Genomic DNA, 22207 nt, shown 5'->3' with positions numbered 1-22207 from the left:
CCCGGCTTTTGAACGAAAGGCGCCCGGCTTTCAATAAAAAGGCGCGCGCCTTTTATTGGCTCAGAGTAGGTGGTAAAAAAAAACGACTTAGTAAACATGCCTTTGGTGCACGTAATAAAAGAATAACGCTCCCGAAAAGTAAGCGAATATATCACCGACATCAAAAACATAATCAGCGGAAATCTTGGGGAGCGCTAACTCCATCACACCGGCAGTCACCGAAGCGGCCACTAACAACGGAAGCAACGCATATCGATAAGTAGCCCCTTTTTTAAACAAAACACGGACGGTTGTCAAGGATATATGGGCGACGACAGGAATAAATAAAAAGTCGGTCAGGTAACTATTAAGCATGGCAATAGGCATTCCCGTGTAGCGGCTTACGACGATGCCCAACCAACAAATGATATATACGGTGAAAAAAGGATCAACTAATATATGAATCCAACGAAGTATTATTTTCACAAGAAAAAAACCGCTACAGCTAACAACGACAAAGCCAACGTGATGAACAACGTCATTACGGCGTAAAACCCTATGTGCTTGCTCATGCGTTTCGCACGGCTGTCAGAAGGATGTATCCCGAATAGCTGTTCGCGAAATGACCGGATGAACGAAGTTTTCTCTTTTTCCATACGTTTTATTGATTAATACATTTTTCCCCAAGCAAGTGTTTTGCTTAGCCAAGATCAGCGCTGAAACAGCTGCTCCTTTGCGGCGCGAAACCGGGAACCGTTTGTAGCTGGTTGCAGTATCCAGCCGCTGCACCTGGGTTTCTTTGCCGGTAGCTGTATGGAGGAAGTTAACTATAAGGAATTTGCCTGATAAAACGGTGCGTCATGATTGCGCAACCAGAAAAACTAAATCGGCTTGCGCCCCATCCTGAATTCCAGCTCGCCGCCATTGACAATATCACTATGCTTCAGTCGATAGCCTTTCAAAGGCTTGCCATTGAGCAGTACCTGCTGCACATAAACGTTCTTGGCGCCTTGGTTGACAGCCGTTACGGTAAATTGCTTTCCGTTTTCAAGGTTGATGGTAGCTGATTGTACCAATGGACTGCCAAGCCAGTATTCATCCGACCCCGGCGATACCGGGTAGAAACCGAGACTGCTGAATAGGTACCAGGCGCTCATCTGCCCGCAGTCATCATTACCCCCCAGGCCATCCGGACCGTTGTGGTACTGGTTTTCAAGAATCATCCGTACACGCTCCTGCGTTTTCCAAGGTTGACCGGCAATGTTATAAAGGTACACCACATGATGGGCCGGCTCGTTGCCGTGCACGTAGTTGCCGATGATCCCTTCTCGGGTGATATCTTCCGTATTGGCAAAAAACTTGTCCGGCAGATGCATCGTAAAGAGCGAGTCCAAATAACGTGCAAGCCGCTTTTGCCCGCCCATCAACTCCATCAGCCCTTCGGGATTATGCGGCACATAGAGGCTATAGTTCCATGTGTTGCCCTCAATAAATCCTTGACCATGCGTTTCCAGGACATCAAAATCTTTTCTGAAAGCGCCATCGGCATGACGCGGACGCATAAAACCGATGGTTGCATCGTACATATTGCGCCAGTTTTCCGACCGTTTAATAAACGTATTATAAACATCCTGGCGACCAAGATGCTTCGCCAACTGAGCGATGCACCAGTCGTCATAAGCATATTCTAAGGTGTTCGACACCGAGGTGCCGTTTTTTTCATCGGGAATATACCCCAAATCGATATAGTCGCCGATACCCTCGTAGCGGCGATAATTGGCTGTTGCCACGCAAGCTTCCAGTGCCGCCTGAGCATCACCCCTGTATACCCCCTTGACGATGGCATCGGCAATGACCGAAACGCTGTGATAGCCGCTCATGCACCAATTGTCATTGGCATAATGCGACCAAATTGGCAACATCTTCAACGGGCTCTGATCATAATGTGCCATCATAGAGGCTACCATATCCGCATTGCGTGATGGGTTGACCATATTCAAGTATGGGTGGAATGCACGGAACGTATCCCAAAGCGAGAAAGACGTATAGTTGGTGAAGCCCTGGGCGGTATGCACCTCGTAATCCAAGCCGCGGTACTGCCCATCGATATCCATATAGACCGTGGGCATCAACGCCGCATGGTACATAGCGGTGTAGAAATTGATGTAATCAGCTTCCGTAGGTAGAACAGCCTCGATTCGACGCAATTCCTTTTCCCACAGTGCCTGCCCCTCTTGTTTGGTACGTTCGAAGTCCCAATGCGGTACTTCGGCCGCCATATTGGCTAACGCGTTACGCATGCTTACGGGCGAAAGCGCCACCTTGGCAAGCACCTGTTCGCCGGCCTGCACATCAAAATCGAAGTGCATACGAAGCTTTTTACCGGCAATATCGGGGAAATTGTCGGTCTGATCGAATTTACGCCAGAAGCCCCGGTATACGGAAGCATTTTCGAAGTTTTTGCTCCCATAGGATTTAAACGGCTTGGAAAATGACATCGCAAAATAGACGGTGCGCGTACGTGCCCAGCCGTTGGTTTGCCGATAACCAGTAATGGTGCTATCATTAAGCACACGCACCACCGTCCACACGTTCTTGTCGTCATAATTGTAAATGCCGTGCATCAAGTCCAAGACAATGTGGGCCTCCTCCTGCGCAGCGAAAGTATAGCGGTGCATACCTACGCGTGCACTTGTGGTCAACTCGGCAAGAATATCATGGTCGTCTAATTTCACCCGATAATAATTAGCCGCAGCCACCTCGTTGGCATGTTGGTACGCGGATCGGAACCCAGCCTTAGGCATTGCAGCAATGCCGGGATTAAGCTGCAACTCTCCCGTGGTAGGCATGACAAGGAAATCACCCAAATCGGAATGCCCCGTACCGCTGAAATGGGTATGGCTAAAACCAACGATGGTTGGGTCGTCATACTGGTACCCCGCACAGTACTTATATACATCGGGGTTGTACTTGCCGTCCACCGCATACGGAATCGTATCCGTATCGGGGCTCAATTGTACTGCACCGAAGGGTACCGTAGCCCCCGGAAAAGTATGGCCCATTTTAGCTGTGCCGATTAGGGGCTGTACGTAATGCACCAGGCTATCTGTCGGGTTGGCTGCAACAATCCGCGATACAGCCGCCAACAGCAGCCCCGTTAAAAATGTATATTGAGTACGTTTCATTATCATTCCGTTTGCCGAGTTCGCTAAAAATATATGCATGCCGCTGGATCGATATGAGCAGGTTGGGCAATCTACCCGTTGCCACAACCTGAACCAATGACCAACAGCCCATCAATAGTCCGGCTGATATACACCGAACGAGACGAAAGCGCGAGCATCGTTAATCGTTTAATTCATTTGTCAACGAATACGGAAAGTCGGTTGCGTTCACACCTCTCGACTTGTTGGGCTGATCGCCCATCTTGACATCCAGCACTGCTCCCTTCAGTAGCTCGCCATGCTTCAAGAAATTAGGTGTGTATACCTGACCATTCACATGCAACGATTGAATATACCGATTTTGATCGCTATTGTCCTGTGCATTGATGACCAGTTTTTGGCCATTACTGAAATTGACCGTTGCCTTTTTAAATAAAGGAGCACCTAACACGTATTCATCTGTAGCCGGGCATACCGGGTAAAAACCCAAGGCGGAGAAAACATACCATGCGGAGGTTTGGCCATTATCTTCGTCGCCGCAATAGCCATCAGCTTGAGGGTTGTACATCCTATTCATGGTTTCACGCACCCAATATTGCGTTTTCCACGGCTCACCGGCGTAGTTGTACAGGTAAATCATGTGCTGGATGGGTTGGTTGCCATGTGCATACTGGCCCATATTCGCGACTTGCATCTCACGGATTTCATGGATGACACCCCGGTAGTAGCTCTCATCAAATATAGGCGGCAGTGAGAACACGGAATCCAGCTTTTTCACGAAAGCTTTATGCCCACCCATCAAACGGGCAAGCCCTTCGATATCATGGAATACCGACCATGAATAATGCCAGCTATTGCCTTCAGTAAATGCATCTCCCCATTTGAACGGGTTAAACGGTGTCTGGAAACTGCCATCTTTGTTCTTCCCGCGCATCAGGCCCGTCTCGGGATCGAAAAGGTGCCGGTAGTTCCGGCTGCGCTTGGCATACAGGTCGATATCAGCCTGCGATTTACCCAGCGCTTTGGCCAACTGATAGATGGCAAAGTCGTCATAGGCATATTCGAGTGTACGTGCCGCATTCTCGTTGATGCCCACGTCGTATGGTACGTAACCCAAATCGATGTAATAGGGTGCTCCTGCCCGACCTACGGCGGTCATCGGACCTTCATTATTGGCGCCGTGAAGCAGCGCTTCATAAAGCGTCTCGATATCATAACCACGCAGGCCTTTGATATATGCATCAGACACAACGGATGCCGAATTGTTGCCCACCATGATATTAGCGTAGCCCGGGCTGCTCCACTCAGGAAGGAAGCCGCCCTCTTTGTAGGCATTGGCCAAGCCAGCCTGCATTTCGACATTGATCTCGGGATATACGAGGTTGAGGAACGGGTATAACGCACGGAACGTATCCCAGAACCCCGTACCGCCAAACAGGTAGCCCGGCAATATTTCTCCATTATACGGGCTGTAATGCACGACCTGTCCGTCCTTATCGAGCTCATAAAGCCGGTTGGGAAACAAGACCGTGCGGTATAGACATGAATAAAAAGTTTTGAACTGGTCATGCGTGCCGCCTTCTATGGTTACACGTTTCAGTGTTTCGTTCCAAACGGCTTTTGCCTCTGCTTTGATTTGTTCAAAATTTTTATCGGCGAGCTCACGCTGCAAATTCAACTCGGCTTGTTCGTAGCTGATGAACGAAGAAGCGACACGCATATTGACTTGTTCTCCCCTTTCGGTCTTAAATCCTACGATGGCAGCAGCGTGGTTGCCGCTGAGGTGTAACGCCGTGTCATTATATACGCTGTCGCACCAGCCTTTGGTGAATGCAAACGGTTTGTCGAACTCAATGACAAAATAATTTTTAAAATTCGGTAAATTGCCTCGGCTGTAGCGGCTGGAATAACCGATTATTTTCCGTTCGGCCGGAATAATGGTGATTTCCGATCCCCTGTCAAACGCATCGATGGTCACGAACGCGCTATCACTTTCCGGAAAAGTAAAACGGAAACGGGCGGCACGCTCGGTAGGTGTAATTTCGGTGGTCACATCTGCATCCGCAAGGTACACACTGTAGTAGTAAGGCTTCGCCACTTCCGCTTTATGCGAAAACCAGCTTGCCCGCTCGTCTTGGTCTACCGTGGGCTTGCCAGTACCCGGCATGATGGCATATTGCCCGTAATCATTCATCCAAGGCGAAGGTTGGTGGGTCTGCTTAAATCCGCGGATTTTGTCGGCACCATAAGTGTACATCCATCCGTCGCCCATTTTTCCGGTCTGTGGACTCCAGAAATTCATGCCCCAAGGCACAGCGATTGCCGGATAGGTATTACCATTTGAAAAAGCCGGTTTTGAGTCGGTGCCCATCAACGGGTTTACCCATTCTTCGGGTTCATCGATCGCCTGGATGTATTGGGCTTCAGCTGTCAATTGGCAGGCCATGGCACATGCGACTACAGCTGCAGAACGTAATTTAAAAATCAATCTGTTCACTTTATCGTTTTAGCTAAGTTATAACTGAGTTACTTTCCCTTTCAAACCTACGCATTTCCTTTCGTATAAGCAATCCAAAGTTCATCGAGCGTAGCCCCGGTTTCCCGCTTCCACATGTCATCGGAGTACGTACTTGTTCGCAGAGCCTTATCCAGCCTTTTTACAATCCCTTTTTTATGCGTGTGCTCCACCCAATCCAGGAAACGGGCGGTGATACGGTAGCTGCTGGTATAATGATGTTCGGGCTTCAACTCCGGCAGTGTCCAATTGGCGCCCGGATTATCCACTCCATACTTATAGCGCACATAATCTGCGATGCCTTCCACCAGCCAGCCCGGTCCGCTACGCGGCGGGTAAGCCTGCACAAGATGCATGACTTCATGGGTCACGACATCCACGTCACCAGGATTTTTCTCCAACCAAGATTGGGCAATGGTCACCCGGCCATTATGGGCGTAAGCCACACCATCATAAGCCGTATCAACCGTAATGGTCACTTCTTTCACGGCTTGTTTGTTGAAGTCGCGGGTTAATTTGGGGTAGACCTCAAAAAAAGTCTCCTGCAACCTCCCTAATACATCCTTGGAAAACCCCTCGTCTTGTTGAACCAAGATAAGGGTAACCCCCTTTTTTGAAATTGTGTCCGCCACTGGATCCACCAGTTGAGAAGCAACCGACGGACGACAATAAGTAAGCGTTGCAGCTACACCAAAACATATCGACAATATGCGTTTCATACTTTTTTATGATTAAAATGAAAGAAAATACAGCTTTGGCTACCCGCGGTTTCACAATAATTCATTACAGTATAATTTGTATATCATAAAGTAAGCTTAGTCAATACGAAATCGCCAGGATTCCATTAAATACGGAGGTAAAGTTATTTAGTTGCATGCGTGCAAGTTGTTAATGAACCTACAACGCATCGTTAACATATTGTTAAAGCTCAGATGAATCAAAATCAGCGACCAACACCAACGTGGCAGGGAATTCATATTTAATGGTTTCCCAGATCCAAAATTTGATTCATTTTAGCGCTTTCATTCCGACGCTTATAAGATGACGGGCCAACAGGCAATAACCCCTTCTTTTTGATTGCTGTTTGCCGACTGCTGAGCACAGGAAACGGCAAAAAAGTAAAAGCCGTCTCGTTATTCGGAAGACGGCCTTTACTATCAGCGCCTATGACGCCTGGTGTTTGCTTTAATAGGTACTAAATCATGCCAAATGAAAGGCAAAATTTCAGTCAAAAATACGCCCTGATCGTCATCTGAGTTGTTAATAAAATCACAATAAAATGTTAATGATACCAATCCCTATTAATTTTGTGGCGGGTATTCTGTGTACCATGCAAATAATCGTTAACATTGCACCACACGGGTTTAGACACGACACTGATGAGTTATTCACTGCTGGTTCATAAAAGCATTTCGTTACTGGGCTTTGTCTTGTTGGCTTCCGTGCTGTTCTATCTTACATACAATACATTCAAACTCAAAGACGAACAGTATCAGACGGTAGAAAAAAAGCTCATCAACGATCGATATACACAGCGAATACGTAATGACAAGGTGTTTCCGGGCGGCGTAGCCATTATTGATCGCTACCTGATGGATAATATCTATACGCTGGAGGCTTTATATGACCAAGATAAAACGGCGTTCGAGCATTACAAAAACCAAGTGCTCGATAGCATGTTCCACGCCCTTCGGGCAGCCAATACAATGGATAGCCTGTTTGCGCAAATAAAAGCCGAATATCAACTCAATGAAGATTTACAATATTTGTTGTCCATTAATGCCGTTCAATTGGTTTTCAAAAATCTCCGTATTGTTAGTATATACCAAGCCGGCGAGTCGTATCCATTCGTTCCAGACAGCTTAAGGACCCGTTATGGTGTATACATCGGCGGAAAACTGGAAAAACCGAGACCACAAAATCAAATTGCCGGCATTACGGTGAGTGCCTCTACGGATTATAATTATTGGATGACTTTTTCGCTCCATGCCGATCACAGCAACCGTATCTTGCATATTATCAAGTTGATGATGCCTACATTCCTGCTGGCACTATTTGCGATTGGTTGCGTGGTGTCCATCTACTACTTCACTTTCCGCAATTGGCTTCGCCAAAAAAAGTTGGCCGAAATGAAATCAGACTTTGTCAACAGCATCACGCACGAATTCAACACCCCGTTGTCTACCATTATCGTCGCGAATAAAAACATGCAAAACGATAAAATACTTGCCGACCCCGACAACATCAAACCGCTCACAAAAATCATTGAACGTCAATCCCTGCGCTTGCAGAAACTTTTTGAGCAGGTCATGGATATCACTACGATGGATAATTCTTCTTTGCAGAAGGAAACCCATGAACTTAACCAGTTGCTGCATGAAATCATCACTGACTACAATGTAAAAATTTCGGTCCACCACAATATCGTTATTGAATTGCAAGCGGGCACGCACCCCCTAATTGTTGAATTGAACCGTTTTTTTTTCACGACCATGCTGTTCAATTTATTTGACAACGCGATTAAATATAACCATTCGGAGCATAAACGCATCGCAGTCCATGTAGCGGTGGGTGATGCCTCCATCAGCCTACAGATAGCGGACAATGGAATGGGCATACCAGACAATGAAATCGAACATATATTCGAAAAATTTTATCGTTTTCAAAAGCAAGGTACCCAGCACATCTCGGGACTGGGCCTGGGGCTCTTTTATACCTACCAGTGCATCAAAAGCCACGGATGGAAACTTTCCGTTACCAGTGAAGAAAAGATAGGCAGTCAATTTATTATCCATATACCTTATAAGCATTAACTGGTCCATGAAACCAAAATTGTTGTATGTAGAAGATGAAGCGGATTTGGGCAACGTAACCAAGCAATACCTCGAAACGATGAATTTTGAAGTGACTTGGTGTACAACCGGTAAAAGCGCGTATCAGGAATACCTGACACATCACACGGCATATAGCTTAATCATCATTGACATCCAGCTACCCGACATCAACGGGTTCGATTTGGCCCGGAAAATCGTGGCACACGACAAAAACGCGTTCTTCTTGTTCCTGACGGCACGCAAGGAGAAAACGGACAGGCTACTCGGGCTGGACATGGGTGCAATAGACTACATTACCAAGCCTTTCGATATCGACGAATTAGTACTACGCATTCGAAACATCACCAGAAGGATGCTCCCCACCACCGATCAAAAACCAGCAGAGACGATTCGAATCGGTGATATAACGTTGAATAAGGAAAAGCTCAGCCTCACCATTGAAGGAAATACGGCCACAACGCTCACGTTGCGGGAGGCTGAATTGCTGGAATACCTCTATGAGCACCGCAATTCAATCGTGAAGCGGGAAGATCTCCTTATCCGTTTCTGGGGCGAAAACGATTATTTCATGGGACGTAGCTTGGATGTCTTTATTTCCCGGTTGCGCAAATTACTGCGGCGCTCTTCATCCGGTGCAAGGATTGAAAACATCTACGGGGTGGGGTTTATCCTCTCTATCCCTTAACCGGTATGCTTAGCCGCCCGTTTGCAAAACTACAATACGACCAGGTCTTCGATGACCACCTGCCCGACATGCTCATTCATGCGGCCGATAATTTGCGATCGCATCAGTAGAAGTTCGTTCTTAATGACAGCTGATTCAACCTTGATGAATAACTTTTTATCACGGATATACAGTTGCTTGGTTCGGTTGGCAATGGCATTCCCCATCAGCTGCGGCCACGCGGAAATCAAGGCTGTTTCGTCAAACTTGCGCCGCAGTTTATAGACATCAAGCATTTTTTCGATGGCCTCTTTGATGGTGATATCGTCTCCCCTTCTGCTCATGCCGTTTCCAATTGGTTCACCACGCCGCTGTTAATTTCAAAAATACACACTTTCCGATTTATTTCTTCAAAGATACGGTTTATCCGCAGAGCATCGGTATCCGTAAGGAAGATCTGCCCAAAATCGTCCGCAGAGACCATCTGCATCAGCTTACGGGTGCGCACCTCGTCCAACTTATCAAAGATATCATCCAACAGGAGCAACGGTTTGAAGGCTTTTTGGTTATACAGAAAGCTATACTGAGCAAGTTTCAAGGCAATAAGAAACGACTTCTGTTGCCCTTGCGAGCCAAATTTTTTTAGAGGCATATCGCCATGGATGGCAAACAGCAAATCATCCTTATGGATGCCCACGGTAGTGCGTTCCAACGCCCGATCGCGATCAAGCTGCTGTGCCAGCAGATCAGCAAAATCACCTGCCATGAGCTGCGATTCATATACCAGGGATACTTCTTCGGCCGTATCCGTGAGAAATCGGTAATGTTTATTAAATTCAGGAATAAACGCGGCCATGAATGCCTGCCGTTTTTCAAAAATCGGCATACCCAGTTCAACCAGTTGCATATCCAGCACATCGAGTACACCCTTATCAAGCATGCCCGTCTTAGCGGACTGCTTTAATAAGCTATTGCGCTGCACCAAGCAACGGTTATAGGCAATCAGTCCATCTAAATAGCGTAGGTCGGTCTGGGAAATCACATTGTCTATAAAACGCCGACGCTCCTCGCTACCATCGGTCACGATGGTTGAATCGTTGGGCGAAATCATCACCAACGGAAAAAGACCAATATGGTCGGCCAAGCGTGTATATTCCTTCTTATTCTTTCTGAACTGTTTTTTCTGGTTACGTTTGAGGCTGCATGCCACCACATCGGGCTGTCCGTCTTTGTCAAACTCGCCCTGTACCATAAACCAATCTTCGCCCTGTTTAATCTGTTGGGAGTCTACAGGGTTGAAATAGCTCTTGCAAAGTGAAAGGTAATGGATAGCATCCAAAAGGTTGGTCTTGCCCGCGCCGTTTCTTCCGGTAAAGGCGTTTACCTCCGGAGCAAAATGCACAGTAGCCTCGCTGTAGTTCTTAAAATGGAGTACGGACAATTGTTTCAGCCACATACCTACAAAGGTAAGGTTTTTGCTGGCTATTCGGCAGATGACTTAATCTCTTCAAACTCTACAAACTCACCCGCTTTTTTCGCTCCCTGTTTAGGCTTACTTTGTGGAGGCATATAATCGATACGCACCTTGCCATCCGGCTGGTGCGATTGGTGGGGCTGCTGGAACTGCTGCCCGCCTGCGTAAGGACCGCTTCTATACTGATATTGCTGTTGGGCCTTACCCATCACTTTCTCCGCCATTTTGCGCATCGCCCAGGGGAATAGGAGCCGCGCAACCATGCGTAGCAACCACAGGACGGTTATTGCGATAAATAAAAACTTCAATAACATACTCACAAATATAAGTAAAAACTGGACACCTCGCTTATACCGGCGTAATTTTAACGAACTTTAACGTATAACTGACAAACCGTACTTTGGTTTAAAACCTTTGAACAAATCATCAAAAGCAGCTACCGCACCAGCGCTACCCCGGATGCTGTGTACTTGGTTTGGCCTTGGCCTTCAAAATGGCCTGTTGCAGCTCAACTTGCCGCTGTGTACCGATGATATAGATCAGTCCGTCGCGATCGGTAAGCCATACGGCATCCTTGCCTCCTGCGTAGAATTTGATTTTTCCTCGTTGATGGAGGTTGTAAACTGGATTGTTGATAAAAAAATTGCTATATGGCTTGCATTCCACCTTGACAATGCTGTTGAGATCTATCTTGACAAGCCGGGTGGTCCAGAGCCCACTTAACTTCACACTCCCCTGCACCACCGTTATGCGATAATGAAGCATGTACATCATCACGATAGAGACGAAGATAACAGCGCTTCCTACAATAAGGAATAACTGGCTCTCATTCTCCCGCTCGATATTGAGGTAGTAAGCCACGAAGCAAAAGAGCGCTAGTACCAATCGTACGCTTACCCAGCTGCGATCCCGCCCCATGTATTGATTCTCTATGTATATCGGTTTTTCTGCCATTGGCTAATAAGAACACGCTAAAGTAACTACTTTTTTTGTTTTGTCCGTAATTTTATAGCGATCATCCATCCGATAAGGCGCTACCCACAGAATATTCCCATCGCCGTTAATGACTACCGGTATAAAATGTTTCTGATACGCAGGCACTTTAAGCGACACAAAAAAATCGCTCAGCTTCTTCCGGCCGCCCATGCCGAGCGGCCGGAAGACATCCCCTTCTTCCCATGCCCTGATGCGAATAGGAAAAACCACATGAGCAGCATCTAACTGCACGACATGCGTACTTCTGTTGACCGCCATGTCCGTAGACAAGCCTGACTCAAAGTGATATTCATGCCAGCGTGCGCCGTCTCCGGGGTATGCTATAGTAGCTACTTCGTTTTGCGGTACTTCAATTGGCTTTACGACCCATTCATGCCGATCGACGTATAACATATGCGAGGGCGAACTAAACCGCTTCCCCGGCGTGCCGGGCATCGACCCAGCGATATCGCTTATCACTGCTTCCGTGAATCCGTAAGGACGAAAAAGTTCATAAAGTAAAAACGGCAAGGGATGCAATCCCGCCAACCCACTGATGGGGATATGCCATTCGCCCGGCCTTCGCTCCGTAAATAAATCCTTACGCAATTCCGCCACGTAGGTCTCTACCACGCTATAGGCATCTGCAAAGCGCTCCATGTTTTTTGCCATGGTGCGCTCAAGCTCCGGGTTGAGTTCCTTCAGTCTGGGGATAACCTCTATCCGGATTTTATTACGTGCATATTTGGTGGAAAAATTGGAAGCATCATCACGATAAGCCAATCCATGCTCTGCCACATAGGTAGCTATTTCTTCAGCATTTAAGAAGAGTAAAGGACGGATGATTCGGTCTCTTTTAGGCTTTATCCCTTTGAGGCCCGCGAGGCCAGTGCCCCGCACCAGGTTGAGCATTATTGTCTCAACATGGTCATTGCGGTGCTGCGCCACAGCGATATAATCATAACCCTGCGAAGACCTGATGGTCTCAAACCAGGCATAGCGCAACTCCCGTGCTGCCATTTGGATAGAAATGCCTTGCTGGCGGGCATAGGTTTCCGTGTCAAATCCTGTCGAATAGAATGGTACTTCCAATGCGCGGGCGAGGTCACTTGTCAACGCTTCGTCCGCATCGGAGGCCTCTCCCCGCAGGCGGAAATTACAATGTGCTATGCCAATGGTATAACCTGCTTCAGCAAAAAGATGGGTCATCAGCACCGAGTCTTTGCCGCCGCTTACTGCAAGTAGGATACGCTCATGCGATTGGCACAACGCGTGTTCGTATATGTAGTGGATGAATCGCTCCTGTACGCTCATATGCCCAAAGGTACGGGATATCACGTAGCCTCACAACTTATACCTTACTGAAAGCAGCCACACTCGGGGCATGATGTAGGTGACCTGCTCGCTTGCGAGGAAGTCGGAAATGGAATTGGACACCTTGGTGCGGTTGTCCAGGAAGTTGTTTGCTGTGAGGCGGAAGCCCCAGGGAGTATGCTCCGGTTGGTAGTCCAGCGCCGCATTGGCCACATGGTATGAGTCGCTGAGACCCGTCCGAGTATTCCGGTTGCGAAAGTAGGTATATTCAGCCATGGCGGACCAATCCCTTAGCAGCCGCCAGTCGAGACTGGCATCCAACTGGTCGGTAGTGAAGCGGGATGAGGTATTGCCGCGGAAGCGGTTGAATCCCTTGGTATAGGCAACCGATGCCCGGGGCCAGTCGCTCGGTTCGGTGCGCATGTTTACGGTATACTGGTGGCTTGTGCGGCGGTTGTTTGCCAGTATGTCATTGACCGTCTGGGAATAATCGAACCAGCTGAGCCGTACATTTCCGCCCACGCGGAAAAAAGCCACCCGGTTGGAATACGAGCCGTACGCCATCCAGTTCGTTTCGGGATTGTCGGTCAACACGGGCATCGAATAATGGTTGATGCCTTCGAACTGCAGTTCGTTACGGATGGCGCGCACCTTGCGGTTGAACGTGATGGACGCATTAGCTATTAGCCCCCCGATACCCGTGAAGCGGGTATAGCGCAGGGCAGAGCGGTGATAGCGCTCATTGGCCAGCAGAGCGTTACCCCTGGCCACAGCATTGTACGAGGTGAGCGTAAAGCGGCTGTTCAGCTGCCCAACGCGGGGGAAGCTATTGGCATATTGGTAGTCGAATACGATCCGTTCGTTTTCCCGTATTTCATATTCGCTTTTCCATGTTGGCTCGGGCAAGAAGCCACGTCACTGCTGAAGTTAAGGGCGGCGAAGCGCGAGCGGTTTTCCACCGCGTCGCGGTTGTCCGAGGTAAACGTATTGAGGTTGGTAAACGAAGGGCGGCTATTGGTATTGACAAAGGCACTAACACCACCCTGAAAGCGCATCATGTCATCGAAAGTGAATACCGACTTGCCAATGTCGTTGATGTCGCCGATGACGCTCACGTTATGGGCCGGCGTGTAATAGAACAGTGCCGCATGGCCGAGGTGGTGGCCGCCATTGCCGCCCCCGGCTTCAAGGTCACCGAATACGAGCCGTTTGCGGTCTTCTTTGAGCTTTACATTCATGGCCATCTCATCCGTGCCGGAGACCTCTTTGAGGAAGCCCACCTCGTTGAAGTGGTCGATGACCTCAATCTGGTCGAGTGCATCGGCGGGAATGTTTTCCACGGCCAGTTTGCTGCCCCCGCCGAAGAATTTTTTTCCTTCCACGAGCATGTGGCGGATGGCTGCCCGTTGAAGGTAACGCGCCCATCACGGTCCACCTCTACGCCCGGCAATTTGCCAAGGACGTCTTTCAGCTTGCGTTCGTTGCCCGCAGCAAAAGCCTCTACGTTGAAGACGATGGTATCCTTCTTGATGATGACGGGACGGTATTCGTGCTCGATGATGATTTCCGTGAGCTGCTCGTTTTTGGTCCGGAGTTTGAAATCGTGCCGAAGGTTACTATTGCTTGGGTCGAGTTTAGTTGAATCTGGATGATAGCCGATATAGGAAACGCTAAGGAGATAGGCTTTGGAAGCATCCAACGTAAAATTGTATTGCCCCTGTGCATTAGCCATTGCGAACTTGACATTACCGTCCTCACCTAGGGCTTTTGCCATTACATTAGCCCGTCCCAATGGCGCGCCGCTTTCGTCAGATACGATGCCGGTTATGATTCGGAACTGAGAAAATGTGACCAGCGGGAACAATAGCAATAAATTAAGTAGCCTGTACACCCGTACTGTTTTGACTTATCATGTATGTTTTTGTAATAGGAATTACCTTTTAAAGTAATCTTCACCTTCTAACTATTGACATAAATCACATCATCAAAACGGAGGCATTATTTTCCCCCTCCGTTCCATTATTTTCTTGTGAATATCCCTGTAAAACTGTTCTTCTGAAATTAATTCGAATTCGGGCATTGGCAAAATAGCAATGTTTTCTCCTAGCGAAATGGATTTCGCACCGAATATCGTAGTATTGGTTTGTAATTCCAAAATCAGCCCAGGCAAGCCTCCATATTTCAACGGTCCAAAAGGGAACGGGAGTTCAGGGCAAAACCAAGCAATGACAGGAATTCTTCGTAATCCACCGCTACCGTTCTGAGATAGATTGTCACGGGTCGCTTTAAAACACTTATATCCGGCTATTTCTTTGCTTTCGTTCGTAATTTTCCATCCTGTATGTCTACCGCTCTTAAAAGAATCTACCAAGAGATAGTCTTTGTGAAACGGGGGAAGAGCTGGCATGACACGGTACGCAGCGTCTGGATTTTGCCAAAAATGCCTGTTGGTAGAGACACCTATAAAAAAAATCTCTGCACTTTTAACATCTTCTGGAGGGATTGTTCTACTCTCATCAAGGTTAAACGTCGCGTTTGAATCTATAAAATTCAGTATATTTCACAATCCCACTATTGTAGGATTGGCTAAAGCTGAAAAATTGGCTTGCCAATAGCAAGGCAAGTAATGATAAGCGGATTAATGTCAAATCAACCCTTTTTATTCGGAACAAAACTGTAAGTATTCTCTCCATTTTTCGTAAGCAAAATCCTCGTCAGCATCCTCTTGAGTAACATAATACAGATAGACTTCAAAAGCTGCATCTTCACAGGAAACATTAATTTGCTGAACGTTTAATAAAGATACAGAAGAAGATGAAGTCACAAAAACCATAGGGTTGTGACCATTGTTGTAAGTAGAGATTTCATATTCTGATATATTTTGGTTTGTATACTCAAAATAAAATTAAACTAATTGATTTGAAAATTCCAATTTTTTTTGAAATAACCTTGAAAATTTTACCAAGATTTAGCCGATAGCTCTCTTTTAATTTGGGGCCCCGCGGAGTATTTAACCGTACCTACTTCCCTCGAACTATGAGGCAAATAATCCTTTCGATAAATGGTTTTTCTTTGCTGGCTTTCCGTGTCAAACGCACCCCTTTAGGATTTGCATCCGCAGTGTTCGTGAATACCATGCATTTTAGCTAAGTTTGCGCCTGTGAAGAAAAGCCTGTTGTTCATATGTTTCGCTGCATTCATTTCGACGCTTACGTACGCTCAGCAGCGTGACGAATTGAGATTGATATCGTCTTCACACAGTCGCCTCAATGCAACTACGGGCAACATGATGAATTACCGGCCTGTATATGAACACCACGGTTCGACACTATCAGCCGATAGTGGCTATGTCTATAACGACAATGAAGGCAGGCAATTTTTCGATGCGTTCGGTAAGGTGATTATCACCCAGCCGAATGGAACCGTCATTTATGCAGACAAATTACATTACGTCGCCGAAACCCAACTTGCCACGCTCACCAATAACGTACGCATGGTAGATGGCAATTCGGTACTCACCACCAACTACCTCACATACAACATGAAAAGCAGCGTGGGCACCTATACCGGTGGCGGGCGCATCGTTAATACCACGGATACCATTACGAGCAGAAATGCCTACTACTTCGATAATACCAAGGATGCTTATTTTCGCTATGATGTCGTCGTACGGACGCCAGACGTAAAAATTTATACCGATACCATGCGGTATAATTCGGCCACCAAAATGACCTATTTCTATGGCCCTACCAACATCAAAGGCAATGATGGCGAAAACCTCTACACCGAACGTGGCGAATACAACACCGAGACGGAGCAAGCTTGGTTTGACCGTAACAACCTGTATACGGAAGGGAGCCGTTTCCTCCGCGGCGACAGCCTCTACTACGACGGCACATCGGGCAACGGGCGTGCCGTACAGAACGTGGTGTTTATCGACACGGCACAGCAATACTTTACCTACGGTGGCGAGGGGTTGTACAACCGGATCGATGAATCCATCACGATGACCAAGAACCCCTTGGTGATGACCGTAACGCGCAATGATAGCACGGCGTCGTCCGTGGATAGCATCAGTACCCTATCGCCAGATACATCCGTACAAGCTATCGATACGCTAAAAAAACCTCAACCTGCTGCCGTAGACACCATTTACATGACGGCCGATACGCTGTTTTCAAAGCTCATTTTATTGAAGGACTATTTACCCAAGGTCTTTGACCTTGATCGTGAAGGTGGCGAAATTGATGACTTTGAAGACGAGGACTATGGCGACGATTACGGCAATATGGATGACACCGGCTTGTCGGACGGCATGGACGAACCGCCGCCGTTGAGCAGCGACTCACTGCAAACCGACACTGCCGTTATCGATAGCCTTCAGCGACAACCTCGGGACAGTTTGGAGGCATTCCCCGCCACGCTGCTGGATACGCTGAAAGCACCTCCCGACAGCCTAAGCACGCCCAAAACCGCCGACCCGGCCATCAATATGGCAATAAAAGCTGATTCGGCAGTGCTGCAAACTCATCTCAATCGAGTGGCCGCGGCGCCGCTGGAGACGGCTGGCTTGGATATTTTGGCGCGTAATCTTGCGGCAGACAGTGTACTTCGCGGACAAGCAGTAATACCTACCGGCGGAGAAACCGACAGCCTGATGGCTGCGGCCATGACCGCGCTTTCCCGTCCACCCACCGACACGGTACCAAAAGACACATTGGGTAGCGACACGGTAAAAACGCGCATCATCAAGGCCTATTACAACGTTCGGCTCTTCAAATCGGACCTGCAAGCGGTGGCTGACTCCGTATACTATGGCTACCCTGATTCCATGATGCGTTTCTTTGGCCGCCCGATGATATGGGCGCAGGGATCGCAGATGACGGCCGATACGATTTATATGCAAATACGTAACGAGCAGCTGGACAACATGTTGCTGGTCAGCAATAGTTTTATGGTAAATACCCAACTGGATTCTACCAAGTACAATCAAATCAAAGGAAGGCGGATTACCGGCTTTTTTTCGAACAATGCGCTGGATCGGATGTTTATAGACGGCAATGCAGAGAGCATCTACTACACCGTCGATGAAAAGCGCAAAGTGTATACCAACATGTACCACAGTCGCAGCAGCCGGATTAAGATATTAGTCGATAGCAATCAAATTACCTATTTCAATCCGATTAGGCGCGTGGATGGCAAGGTCTACCCGATGCACCTTGTCCCCCAAGACGCGGAGATACTGGAGGGTTTTGTATGGAAGCCGGGGGATCGCCCCACCTCGAAGGAGGATTTGCTCATCCGGAGGCGTCCGCCAGCTGGCGCCGCAGATGCCATGGTCCCGCCAGACTCGACGGAAGCGCCACAAGCACCCGGCGGGCGACCAGTTCCGGCGGGGGTTGATTCCACATCGATTCAACCGGATACGATTCCGCGACCCGATATGACCGATAGCACAATGAACCTATCGATGCTTTGGCCGTCCGGCAATCCATGCATCGAGGCTGTATCGCCCTGGGCCGAGCAGCAATATCGCAAGATGCATGGTCAGGAACGCGGGAGCCAACTCATGCTTGTCAAACAGCTGCCAATCGTGGACCGAAATGACCACCAGCATCGTGACGATCAACGGCATGGTAGCCAATCGAGTAAATAGTCCCAATACCAATAACGCAGAGCAAAATAGTTCGGCAAAAATAGCCAGCCCCATGGAGACGGGGCCACCCAATCCCATGAAGTCGTAAAACGAGCCGTTCTTAGCCGCAAAATTGACCCATTTGCCGTAACCGTAAGTCGGAATCATCAATACACCGGCCCCCAGCCGCAACATCAGTGTCGCCAACTGGAAAGAGGATGCATTATACCCGGTAGTCATGAACCTTTTCATGGCACAAATATATTTATTTAGAAATTATCTAAATAATTTTCCGCAAGGTTCATCGACTGGTGTGCGACAGATTTCAAATGTCGAGAATCCAGATGTTTCCTGCACACCCAAATCAAAAATCTTTATCCTTCCTACGTCGACGTCTAAAAAAAAATGCATTTTTACCATTCGATATGGTTAGCAGACGAGTCGTACGGTGGCTTAGTATGGAACGAACGAAGCACGAAACGCCGTAAACAGACAAAAATAGCTTCAAAAAAATGTCCCCAAACGGCAAACCCGATTGTCAAGGTAAAAACAAAATAAAAAGTTATGAAAGAATTTCTAATGCTGATTCGTGAAGAATCAAATTACGGCGAACTGTCTGCCGAGGAAATGCAAGCATGTATCGAGAAACATTATCGTTGGGTAGAGACCCTCAAGCAGAAGGGGCAATACAAGGAAGCCCAACCTCTTGACGCGGGTGGCGCATACATCCGCGGCAAGCAAAAAATCGTATCAGACGGCCCCTTTTTGGAGGGAAAAGAATGTGTCAGTGGTTATTACATCCTATTGGCTGATTCCCTTGAAGAAGCCATTGAGATCGCCAAGGGAAATCCAGACCTGGATTGGGATCGCACCGTTGAGATACGGGAAATCATGACAATGGAAGACGCGTAGACGCAATGGACGCCACGGGACAGCTGGTCGCTCATTTCTTCAGACAACACTCGGGGAAGATGGTTGCATCCCTTGCCCGGGTGTTTGGCATGGCGCAATTAGACAATATCCTCGATGCCGTGCAAGATACCTTTGAGACTGCCATGTCCCATTGGCGCTACAACGGCATGCCGGCAGATCCACCGGCTTGGCTATCACGCGTTGCCCGCAACAAGCTGATCAACATCATCAATCGCGCCGCACGGCAGACCACTATTGAAGCCATGGAGGCTTCGATAGTGGCTGCGCAGGGCGAAACCCCGCCCGTGGTCGAGGACGAAAAAGCCGCGGACAGCCAAGTGCAACTGCTGGTGGCGTGCTGCCATCCGGCTCTCGGCGAACGCGACCGCATACTGACCACGCTCCATGTCCTGTGCGGTTTCGGCGTTCCGGAATTAGCCAACGCATTACGGTTGAATCGTGAAGTGGTCAAGAAAGCTCTGCAGCGCAGTAAATCGACCTTACGGCGTGTAAACATCCAATTGGATCCCCGAGCAGCAAAACACGCCGCGGAAAACTCCGCTACGGTGTGCACCATCTTATACCTCATGTTCAATGAGGGTTATAAGGCTACGCGCGATGCCAAAGGCATCAATATGGACCTTTGTTATGAAGCCATGCGTCTGGCGAAGCTGTTGCGCCCCATAGCACCTCCTGCAGCCGAAGTGGATGCGCTATTGGCACTTATGTTTTTCCATTCCGCCCGCTTTCCGGCACGGATAATGGCTTATGGCGAGTGGGTACCACTCGCAGAACAAGACAGGAGCTTATGGGACCGACGGCTGATTGCCGAAGGCTTCCATTATTTGGAATGTGCAAAACGCAGCGGCTGTGCAGGCAAATACTACCTTGAATCGTTAATTGCCTCATTGCATTGTGCGGCAAGGCATTTTGCAGAAACCGATTGGAAAGCGATCCTCGGCCTTTACCGGTTATTGGAAGGCCTTGAGCCGAGTTCAGTCCTCATCCGTCTTAACCGCCTGGTTGCTGAAAGCTACGCCGCCGGGCCTCTCGCCGTCATTACGGAGCTGGAAGCCATTCCGTACGACGCGGATTCCGGCACCGTATTTCTCCTCCAAGCCGTGAAAGCCCACGTATACCAACGCGCAGGTAGCACCGCGCAGGCTCACATCGCCTACCGTGCGGCCCTATCCCTTGCACAAAATCCACTGGATGCCCAATATATCCAAAAACAGCTGAACACGTTATACACATGACGTCCAGACAGCCTAGCGCTCAGAGCCGTTCGTGCAGCCAAGCAGGCAACCATCGGTATAGCCAAGCGATAAGTCGCCACCGCCGGGTAATGTATACCACTTTACGGCGTTTACAAAGCCCCCGGTAAATCTGGTTTGCAGCTTTCGGTAACGGCCCCACCCAAAACCGTACAGGAGACTTGGCCGACGGCGTGTCGACAAAGCCCGGACAGATATCCGTAACCGTGATTGGCATGCGTCCATGATATGCTTTCTGCCGCAGACTTTGCAGGTAAGTGATTTGATAAGACTTTGTCGCACTGTAAGCGGGCGCCTGCCTGCTGCCCCGCATACCGGCAATAGAAGTAATTGCCGCCAGATGTCCATATCCTTGGCGCTGGAAATAAGCAAACGCCCAGTCGGCCAACTGGGTAAAGGCGCCGACATTCAGGTCTATCATTTTGCGTTCTATCCCAAAATCCAACGCTTCGTTGGTATCCCCTCCGCCAGCGCTGATGACCATGACATCGATACCCCCCATCGCCGCAGCAAGCGCCTCCAAGTGTGCAATACTGGTCTCGGTGTCCGTCACATCAAAGGCGCGGATACAATAGCGATCTGGACGCATGGCCTTCATATCCCGGAGGATCGCCTCCCGCCGACCCGTGATGCCTACCTTATTTCCTGCCGAAACCAACGTTTCAGCCAATGCACGGCCTATTCCAGACGTGGCACCGATAATCACTATCTTCTTATCATTCATGTCTCCATACGGGTAAATAACAATTTAATATAACAACAGTAGGCCAAAGCGCAATTAAAGAAACCTACCGCCGGTAAAGATGATCAAAATACGCCGGTTTCCGATAAAATAGTATATTCGAACAATGAACGCCATATACCCATCCTTGACGAAAGCCCTGTTACTAAACGCTTTCTTTCTTTACATGGGGTTTGCCGCAGTTGCCCAACACCATACCTCCACCAACAAAGAAATAAGGCGAGATATCGAAACGATGTTGCCGGAAGGCGAAATGACAGCCAATGTCGCAGACAGCACAAACTATACGCTGAGTTTATCGATAGCCAATAATGGGAATAAAATTTGGTTCTATACGTATGACGATTCTTCTCCGGCACCTTCGATACTTGATCAGACGTCCATCGATCTCGGAAAAAACGCAGTCATTCTGGACGGGCAGGAATTAGTTTATATAGGCAAAATAACAGTAATTGACAAAGAAAATAGCTTACAAAGCAAATGGAAAGGCCATTGCTGGTCTTCCGAAAGACCCGATGGAAATGATGGCAAGTATCACCAGTTTGTACTTGGCAAACTTGAACCGAGCGGTCAGACCTACCTACATATCCAGATTAAAGAAATAAAACAGGGCGAAGAAAAACTGTCGTTGGATTACCCCTTGCTTTTCTGATGAAGCCAAAAATATTTGCAATGTGCAGGACAACCTACCCTGCACATATGCAAATGTTAGTGACACTAAATAA

General features: G+C 48.3%; 21 protein-coding genes and 1 pseudogene. 6 read left to right on the top strand and 16 right to left on the bottom strand.

What is annotated here, in order from left to right; translation table 11 throughout:
- Positions 1–87: 87 nt before the first annotated feature.
- The 5 genes from JHJ32_RS03260 to JHJ32_RS03240 form a co-directional block, all read right to left on the bottom strand.
- Positions 88–396 carry a hypothetical protein gene (locus JHJ32_RS03260; RefSeq protein ID WP_139378636.1) on the bottom strand — a complete coding sequence of 103 codons (309 nt, stop codon included), beginning with the start codon at positions 394–396 and terminating at the stop codon, positions 88–90.
- Between the two features lie 65 nt (positions 397–461).
- Positions 462–635 carry a hypothetical protein gene (locus JHJ32_RS03255; RefSeq protein ID WP_176146163.1) on the bottom strand — a complete coding sequence of 58 codons (174 nt, stop codon included), beginning with the start codon at positions 633–635 and terminating at the stop codon, positions 462–464.
- 225 nt (positions 636–860) lie between these two features.
- Entirely contained in the window at positions 861–3164 is a 2304-nt protein-coding gene (locus JHJ32_RS03250) for a GH92 family glycosyl hydrolase (protein WP_370584467.1), read from the bottom strand.
- 160 nt (positions 3165–3324) lie between these two features.
- Positions 3325–5589 carry a GH92 family glycosyl hydrolase gene (locus JHJ32_RS03245; protein WP_200120185.1) on the bottom strand — a complete coding sequence of 755 codons (2265 nt, stop codon included), beginning with the start codon at positions 5587–5589 and terminating at the stop codon, positions 3325–3327.
- A gap of 98 nt (positions 5590–5687) precedes the next feature.
- Positions 5688–6377 carry a basic secretory protein-like protein gene (locus tag JHJ32_RS03240; RefSeq protein WP_200119820.1) on the bottom strand — a complete coding sequence of 230 codons (690 nt, stop codon included), beginning with the start codon at positions 6375–6377 and terminating at the stop codon, positions 5688–5690.
- 660 nt (positions 6378–7037) lie between these two features.
- Between JHJ32_RS03240 and JHJ32_RS03235 the strand changes: the two genes are divergently transcribed.
- Both JHJ32_RS03235 and JHJ32_RS03230 read left to right on the top strand, forming a co-directional pair.
- Entirely contained in the window at positions 7038–8471 is a 1434-nt protein-coding gene (locus JHJ32_RS03235; RefSeq protein WP_079716827.1) for a sensor histidine kinase KdpD, read from the top strand.
- A 7-nt stretch (positions 8472–8478) separates the two neighbouring features.
- Positions 8479–9177: a response regulator transcription factor gene (locus tag JHJ32_RS03230; RefSeq protein ID WP_079716828.1), complete on the top strand. Its 699-nt coding sequence runs from the start codon at positions 8479–8481 to the stop codon at positions 9175–9177.
- A 29-nt stretch (positions 9178–9206) separates the two neighbouring features.
- On the opposite strand, the gene JHJ32_RS03225 is transcribed toward JHJ32_RS03230, so the two are convergent.
- The 9 genes from JHJ32_RS03225 to JHJ32_RS03185 all read right to left on the bottom strand — a co-directional run bounded on the left by JHJ32_RS03225 (position 9207) and on the right by JHJ32_RS03185 (position 15464).
- Positions 9207–9500, bottom strand: a complete 294-nt coding sequence (locus JHJ32_RS03225) for a DUF721 domain-containing protein (RefSeq protein WP_079716829.1) — start codon at positions 9498–9500, stop codon at positions 9207–9209.
- Positions 9497–10612: a DNA replication/repair protein RecF gene (locus JHJ32_RS03220; RefSeq protein ID WP_079716831.1), complete on the bottom strand. Its 1116-nt coding sequence runs from the start codon at positions 10610–10612 to the stop codon at positions 9497–9499. Before JHJ32_RS03220 ends, JHJ32_RS03225 begins: the two co-directional genes overlap by 4 nt.
- A 26-nt stretch (positions 10613–10638) precedes the next feature.
- Positions 10639–10944 (bottom strand): DUF4834 family protein, encoded by a 306-nt coding sequence (locus tag JHJ32_RS03215; RefSeq protein WP_233632453.1) that lies wholly within the window; start codon positions 10942–10944, stop codon positions 10639–10641.
- A 136-nt stretch (positions 10945–11080) separates the two neighbouring features.
- Positions 11081–11584, bottom strand: a complete 504-nt coding sequence (locus tag JHJ32_RS03210) for a hypothetical protein (protein ID WP_200119818.1) — start codon at positions 11582–11584, stop codon at positions 11081–11083.
- A 3-nt stretch (positions 11585–11587) separates the two neighbouring features.
- Positions 11588–12919, bottom strand: coding sequence for a tRNA lysidine(34) synthetase TilS (gene tilS / locus JHJ32_RS03205; RefSeq protein WP_079716836.1), 1332 nt, complete (start codon positions 12917–12919; stop codon positions 11588–11590).
- A 30-nt stretch (positions 12920–12949) separates the two neighbouring features.
- Entirely contained in the window at positions 12950–13825 is an 876-nt protein-coding gene (locus JHJ32_RS03200; protein WP_200119816.1) for an outer membrane beta-barrel protein, read from the bottom strand.
- Positions 13723–14259 (bottom strand): hypothetical protein, encoded by a 537-nt coding sequence (locus tag JHJ32_RS03195; protein ID WP_200119814.1) that lies wholly within the window; start codon positions 14257–14259, stop codon positions 13723–13725. The genes JHJ32_RS03200 and JHJ32_RS03195 overlap by 103 nt, the downstream gene beginning before the upstream one ends.
- Positions 14154–14810, bottom strand: coding sequence for a carboxypeptidase-like regulatory domain-containing protein (locus tag JHJ32_RS03190; RefSeq protein WP_200119812.1), 657 nt, complete (start codon positions 14808–14810; stop codon positions 14154–14156). Before JHJ32_RS03190 ends, JHJ32_RS03195 begins: the two co-directional genes overlap by 106 nt.
- Before the next feature lie 93 nt (positions 14811–14903).
- Positions 14904–15464 (bottom strand): GLPGLI family protein, encoded by a 561-nt coding sequence (locus JHJ32_RS03185; RefSeq protein ID WP_370584475.1) that lies wholly within the window; start codon positions 15462–15464, stop codon positions 14904–14906.
- Between the two features lie 741 nt (positions 15465–16205).
- On the opposite strand from JHJ32_RS03185, the pseudogene JHJ32_RS23105 reads away from it, so the two are divergent.
- Positions 16206–16607: pseudogene (locus JHJ32_RS23105) on the top strand (OstA-like protein); the annotation flags it as partial.
- A 1776-nt stretch (positions 16608–18383) separates the two neighbouring features.
- Here the strand turns inward: JHJ32_RS23105 and JHJ32_RS23100 are convergent.
- On the bottom strand, positions 18384–18722 hold the full coding sequence (locus JHJ32_RS23100) for a DoxX family protein (protein ID WP_370584474.1): 339 nt from the start codon (positions 18720–18722) through the stop codon (positions 18384–18386).
- Between the two features lie 396 nt (positions 18723–19118).
- On the opposite strand from JHJ32_RS23100, the gene JHJ32_RS03175 reads away from it, so the two are divergent.
- Together JHJ32_RS03175 and JHJ32_RS03170 are read left to right on the top strand one after the other, a co-directional pair.
- Complete coding sequence (locus JHJ32_RS03175) at positions 19119–19466, top strand: YciI family protein (RefSeq protein ID WP_079716842.1); 348 nt, start codon at positions 19119–19121, stop codon at positions 19464–19466.
- A 5-nt stretch (positions 19467–19471) separates the two neighbouring features.
- Complete coding sequence (locus JHJ32_RS03170; protein WP_200119810.1) at positions 19472–20722, top strand: RNA polymerase sigma factor; 1251 nt, start codon at positions 19472–19474, stop codon at positions 20720–20722.
- 19 nt (positions 20723–20741) lie between these two features.
- On the opposite strand, the gene JHJ32_RS03165 is transcribed toward JHJ32_RS03170, so the two are convergent.
- Entirely contained in the window at positions 20742–21464 is a 723-nt protein-coding gene (locus JHJ32_RS03165; RefSeq protein ID WP_200119808.1) for an SDR family oxidoreductase, read from the bottom strand.
- A 124-nt stretch (positions 21465–21588) separates the two neighbouring features.
- On the opposite strand from JHJ32_RS03165, the gene JHJ32_RS03160 reads away from it, so the two are divergent.
- On the top strand, positions 21589–22134 hold the full coding sequence (locus JHJ32_RS03160) for a hypothetical protein (RefSeq protein WP_200119799.1): 546 nt from the start codon (positions 21589–21591) through the stop codon (positions 22132–22134).
- Positions 22135–22207 lie beyond the last annotated feature (73 nt).

Origin of the sequence: Parapedobacter sp. ISTM3 (assembly GCF_016533505.1) — a bacterium.
GTDB lineage: Bacteria > Bacteroidota > Bacteroidia > Sphingobacteriales > Sphingobacteriaceae > Parapedobacter > Parapedobacter luteus.
The sequence above is the reverse complement of the archived record's forward strand: the minus strand, read 5'-3'. Positions and strand labels throughout refer to the sequence as shown.

Bases quoted from the DNA above. Each gene is read 5' to 3' on its own strand.
- JHJ32_RS03255 (WP_176146163.1), bottom strand. From the start codon at position 635: ATGGAAAAAGAGAAAACTTCGTTCATCCGGTCATTTCGCGAACAGCTA.
- JHJ32_RS03250 (WP_370584467.1), bottom strand. From the start codon at position 3,164: ATGAAACGTACTCAATATACATTTTTAACGGGGCTGCTGTTGGCGGCT.
- JHJ32_RS03245 (WP_200120185.1), bottom strand. From the start codon at position 5,589: ATGGCCTGCCAATTGACAGCTGAAGCCCAATACATCCAGGCGATCGAT.
- JHJ32_RS03240 (WP_200119820.1), bottom strand. From the start codon at position 6,377: ATGAAACGCATATTGTCGATATGTTTTGGTGTAGCTGCAACGCTTACT.
- JHJ32_RS03235 (WP_079716827.1), top strand. From the start codon at position 7,038: ATGAGTTATTCACTGCTGGTTCATAAAAGCATTTCGTTACTGGGCTTT.
- JHJ32_RS03230 (WP_079716828.1), top strand. From the start codon at position 8,479: ATGAAACCAAAATTGTTGTATGTAGAAGATGAAGCGGATTTGGGCAAC.
- JHJ32_RS03225 (WP_079716829.1), bottom strand. From the start codon at position 9,500: ATGAGCAGAAGGGGAGACGATATCACCATCAAAGAGGCCATCGAAAAA.
- JHJ32_RS03220 (WP_079716831.1), bottom strand. From the start codon at position 10,612: ATGTGGCTGAAACAATTGTCCGTACTCCATTTTAAGAACTACAGCGAG.
- JHJ32_RS03215 (WP_233632453.1), bottom strand. From the start codon at position 10,944: ATGTTATTGAAGTTTTTATTTATCGCAATAACCGTCCTGTGGTTGCTA.
- JHJ32_RS03210 (WP_200119818.1), bottom strand. From the start codon at position 11,584: ATGGCAGAAAAACCGATATACATAGAGAATCAATACATGGGGCGGGAT.
- tilS (WP_079716836.1), bottom strand. From the start codon at position 12,919: ATGAGCGTACAGGAGCGATTCATCCACTACATATACGAACACGCGTTG.
- JHJ32_RS23100 (WP_370584474.1), bottom strand. From the start codon at position 18,722: ATGATTCCGACTTACGGTTACGGCAAATGGGTCAATTTTGCGGCTAAG.
- JHJ32_RS03175 (WP_079716842.1), top strand. From the start codon at position 19,119: ATGAAAGAATTTCTAATGCTGATTCGTGAAGAATCAAATTACGGCGAA.
- JHJ32_RS03170 (WP_200119810.1), top strand. From the start codon at position 19,472: ATGGACGCCACGGGACAGCTGGTCGCTCATTTCTTCAGACAACACTCG.
- JHJ32_RS03165 (WP_200119808.1), bottom strand. From the start codon at position 21,464: ATGAATGATAAGAAGATAGTGATTATCGGTGCCACGTCTGGAATAGGC.
- JHJ32_RS03160 (WP_200119799.1), top strand. From the start codon at position 21,589: ATGAACGCCATATACCCATCCTTGACGAAAGCCCTGTTACTAAACGCT.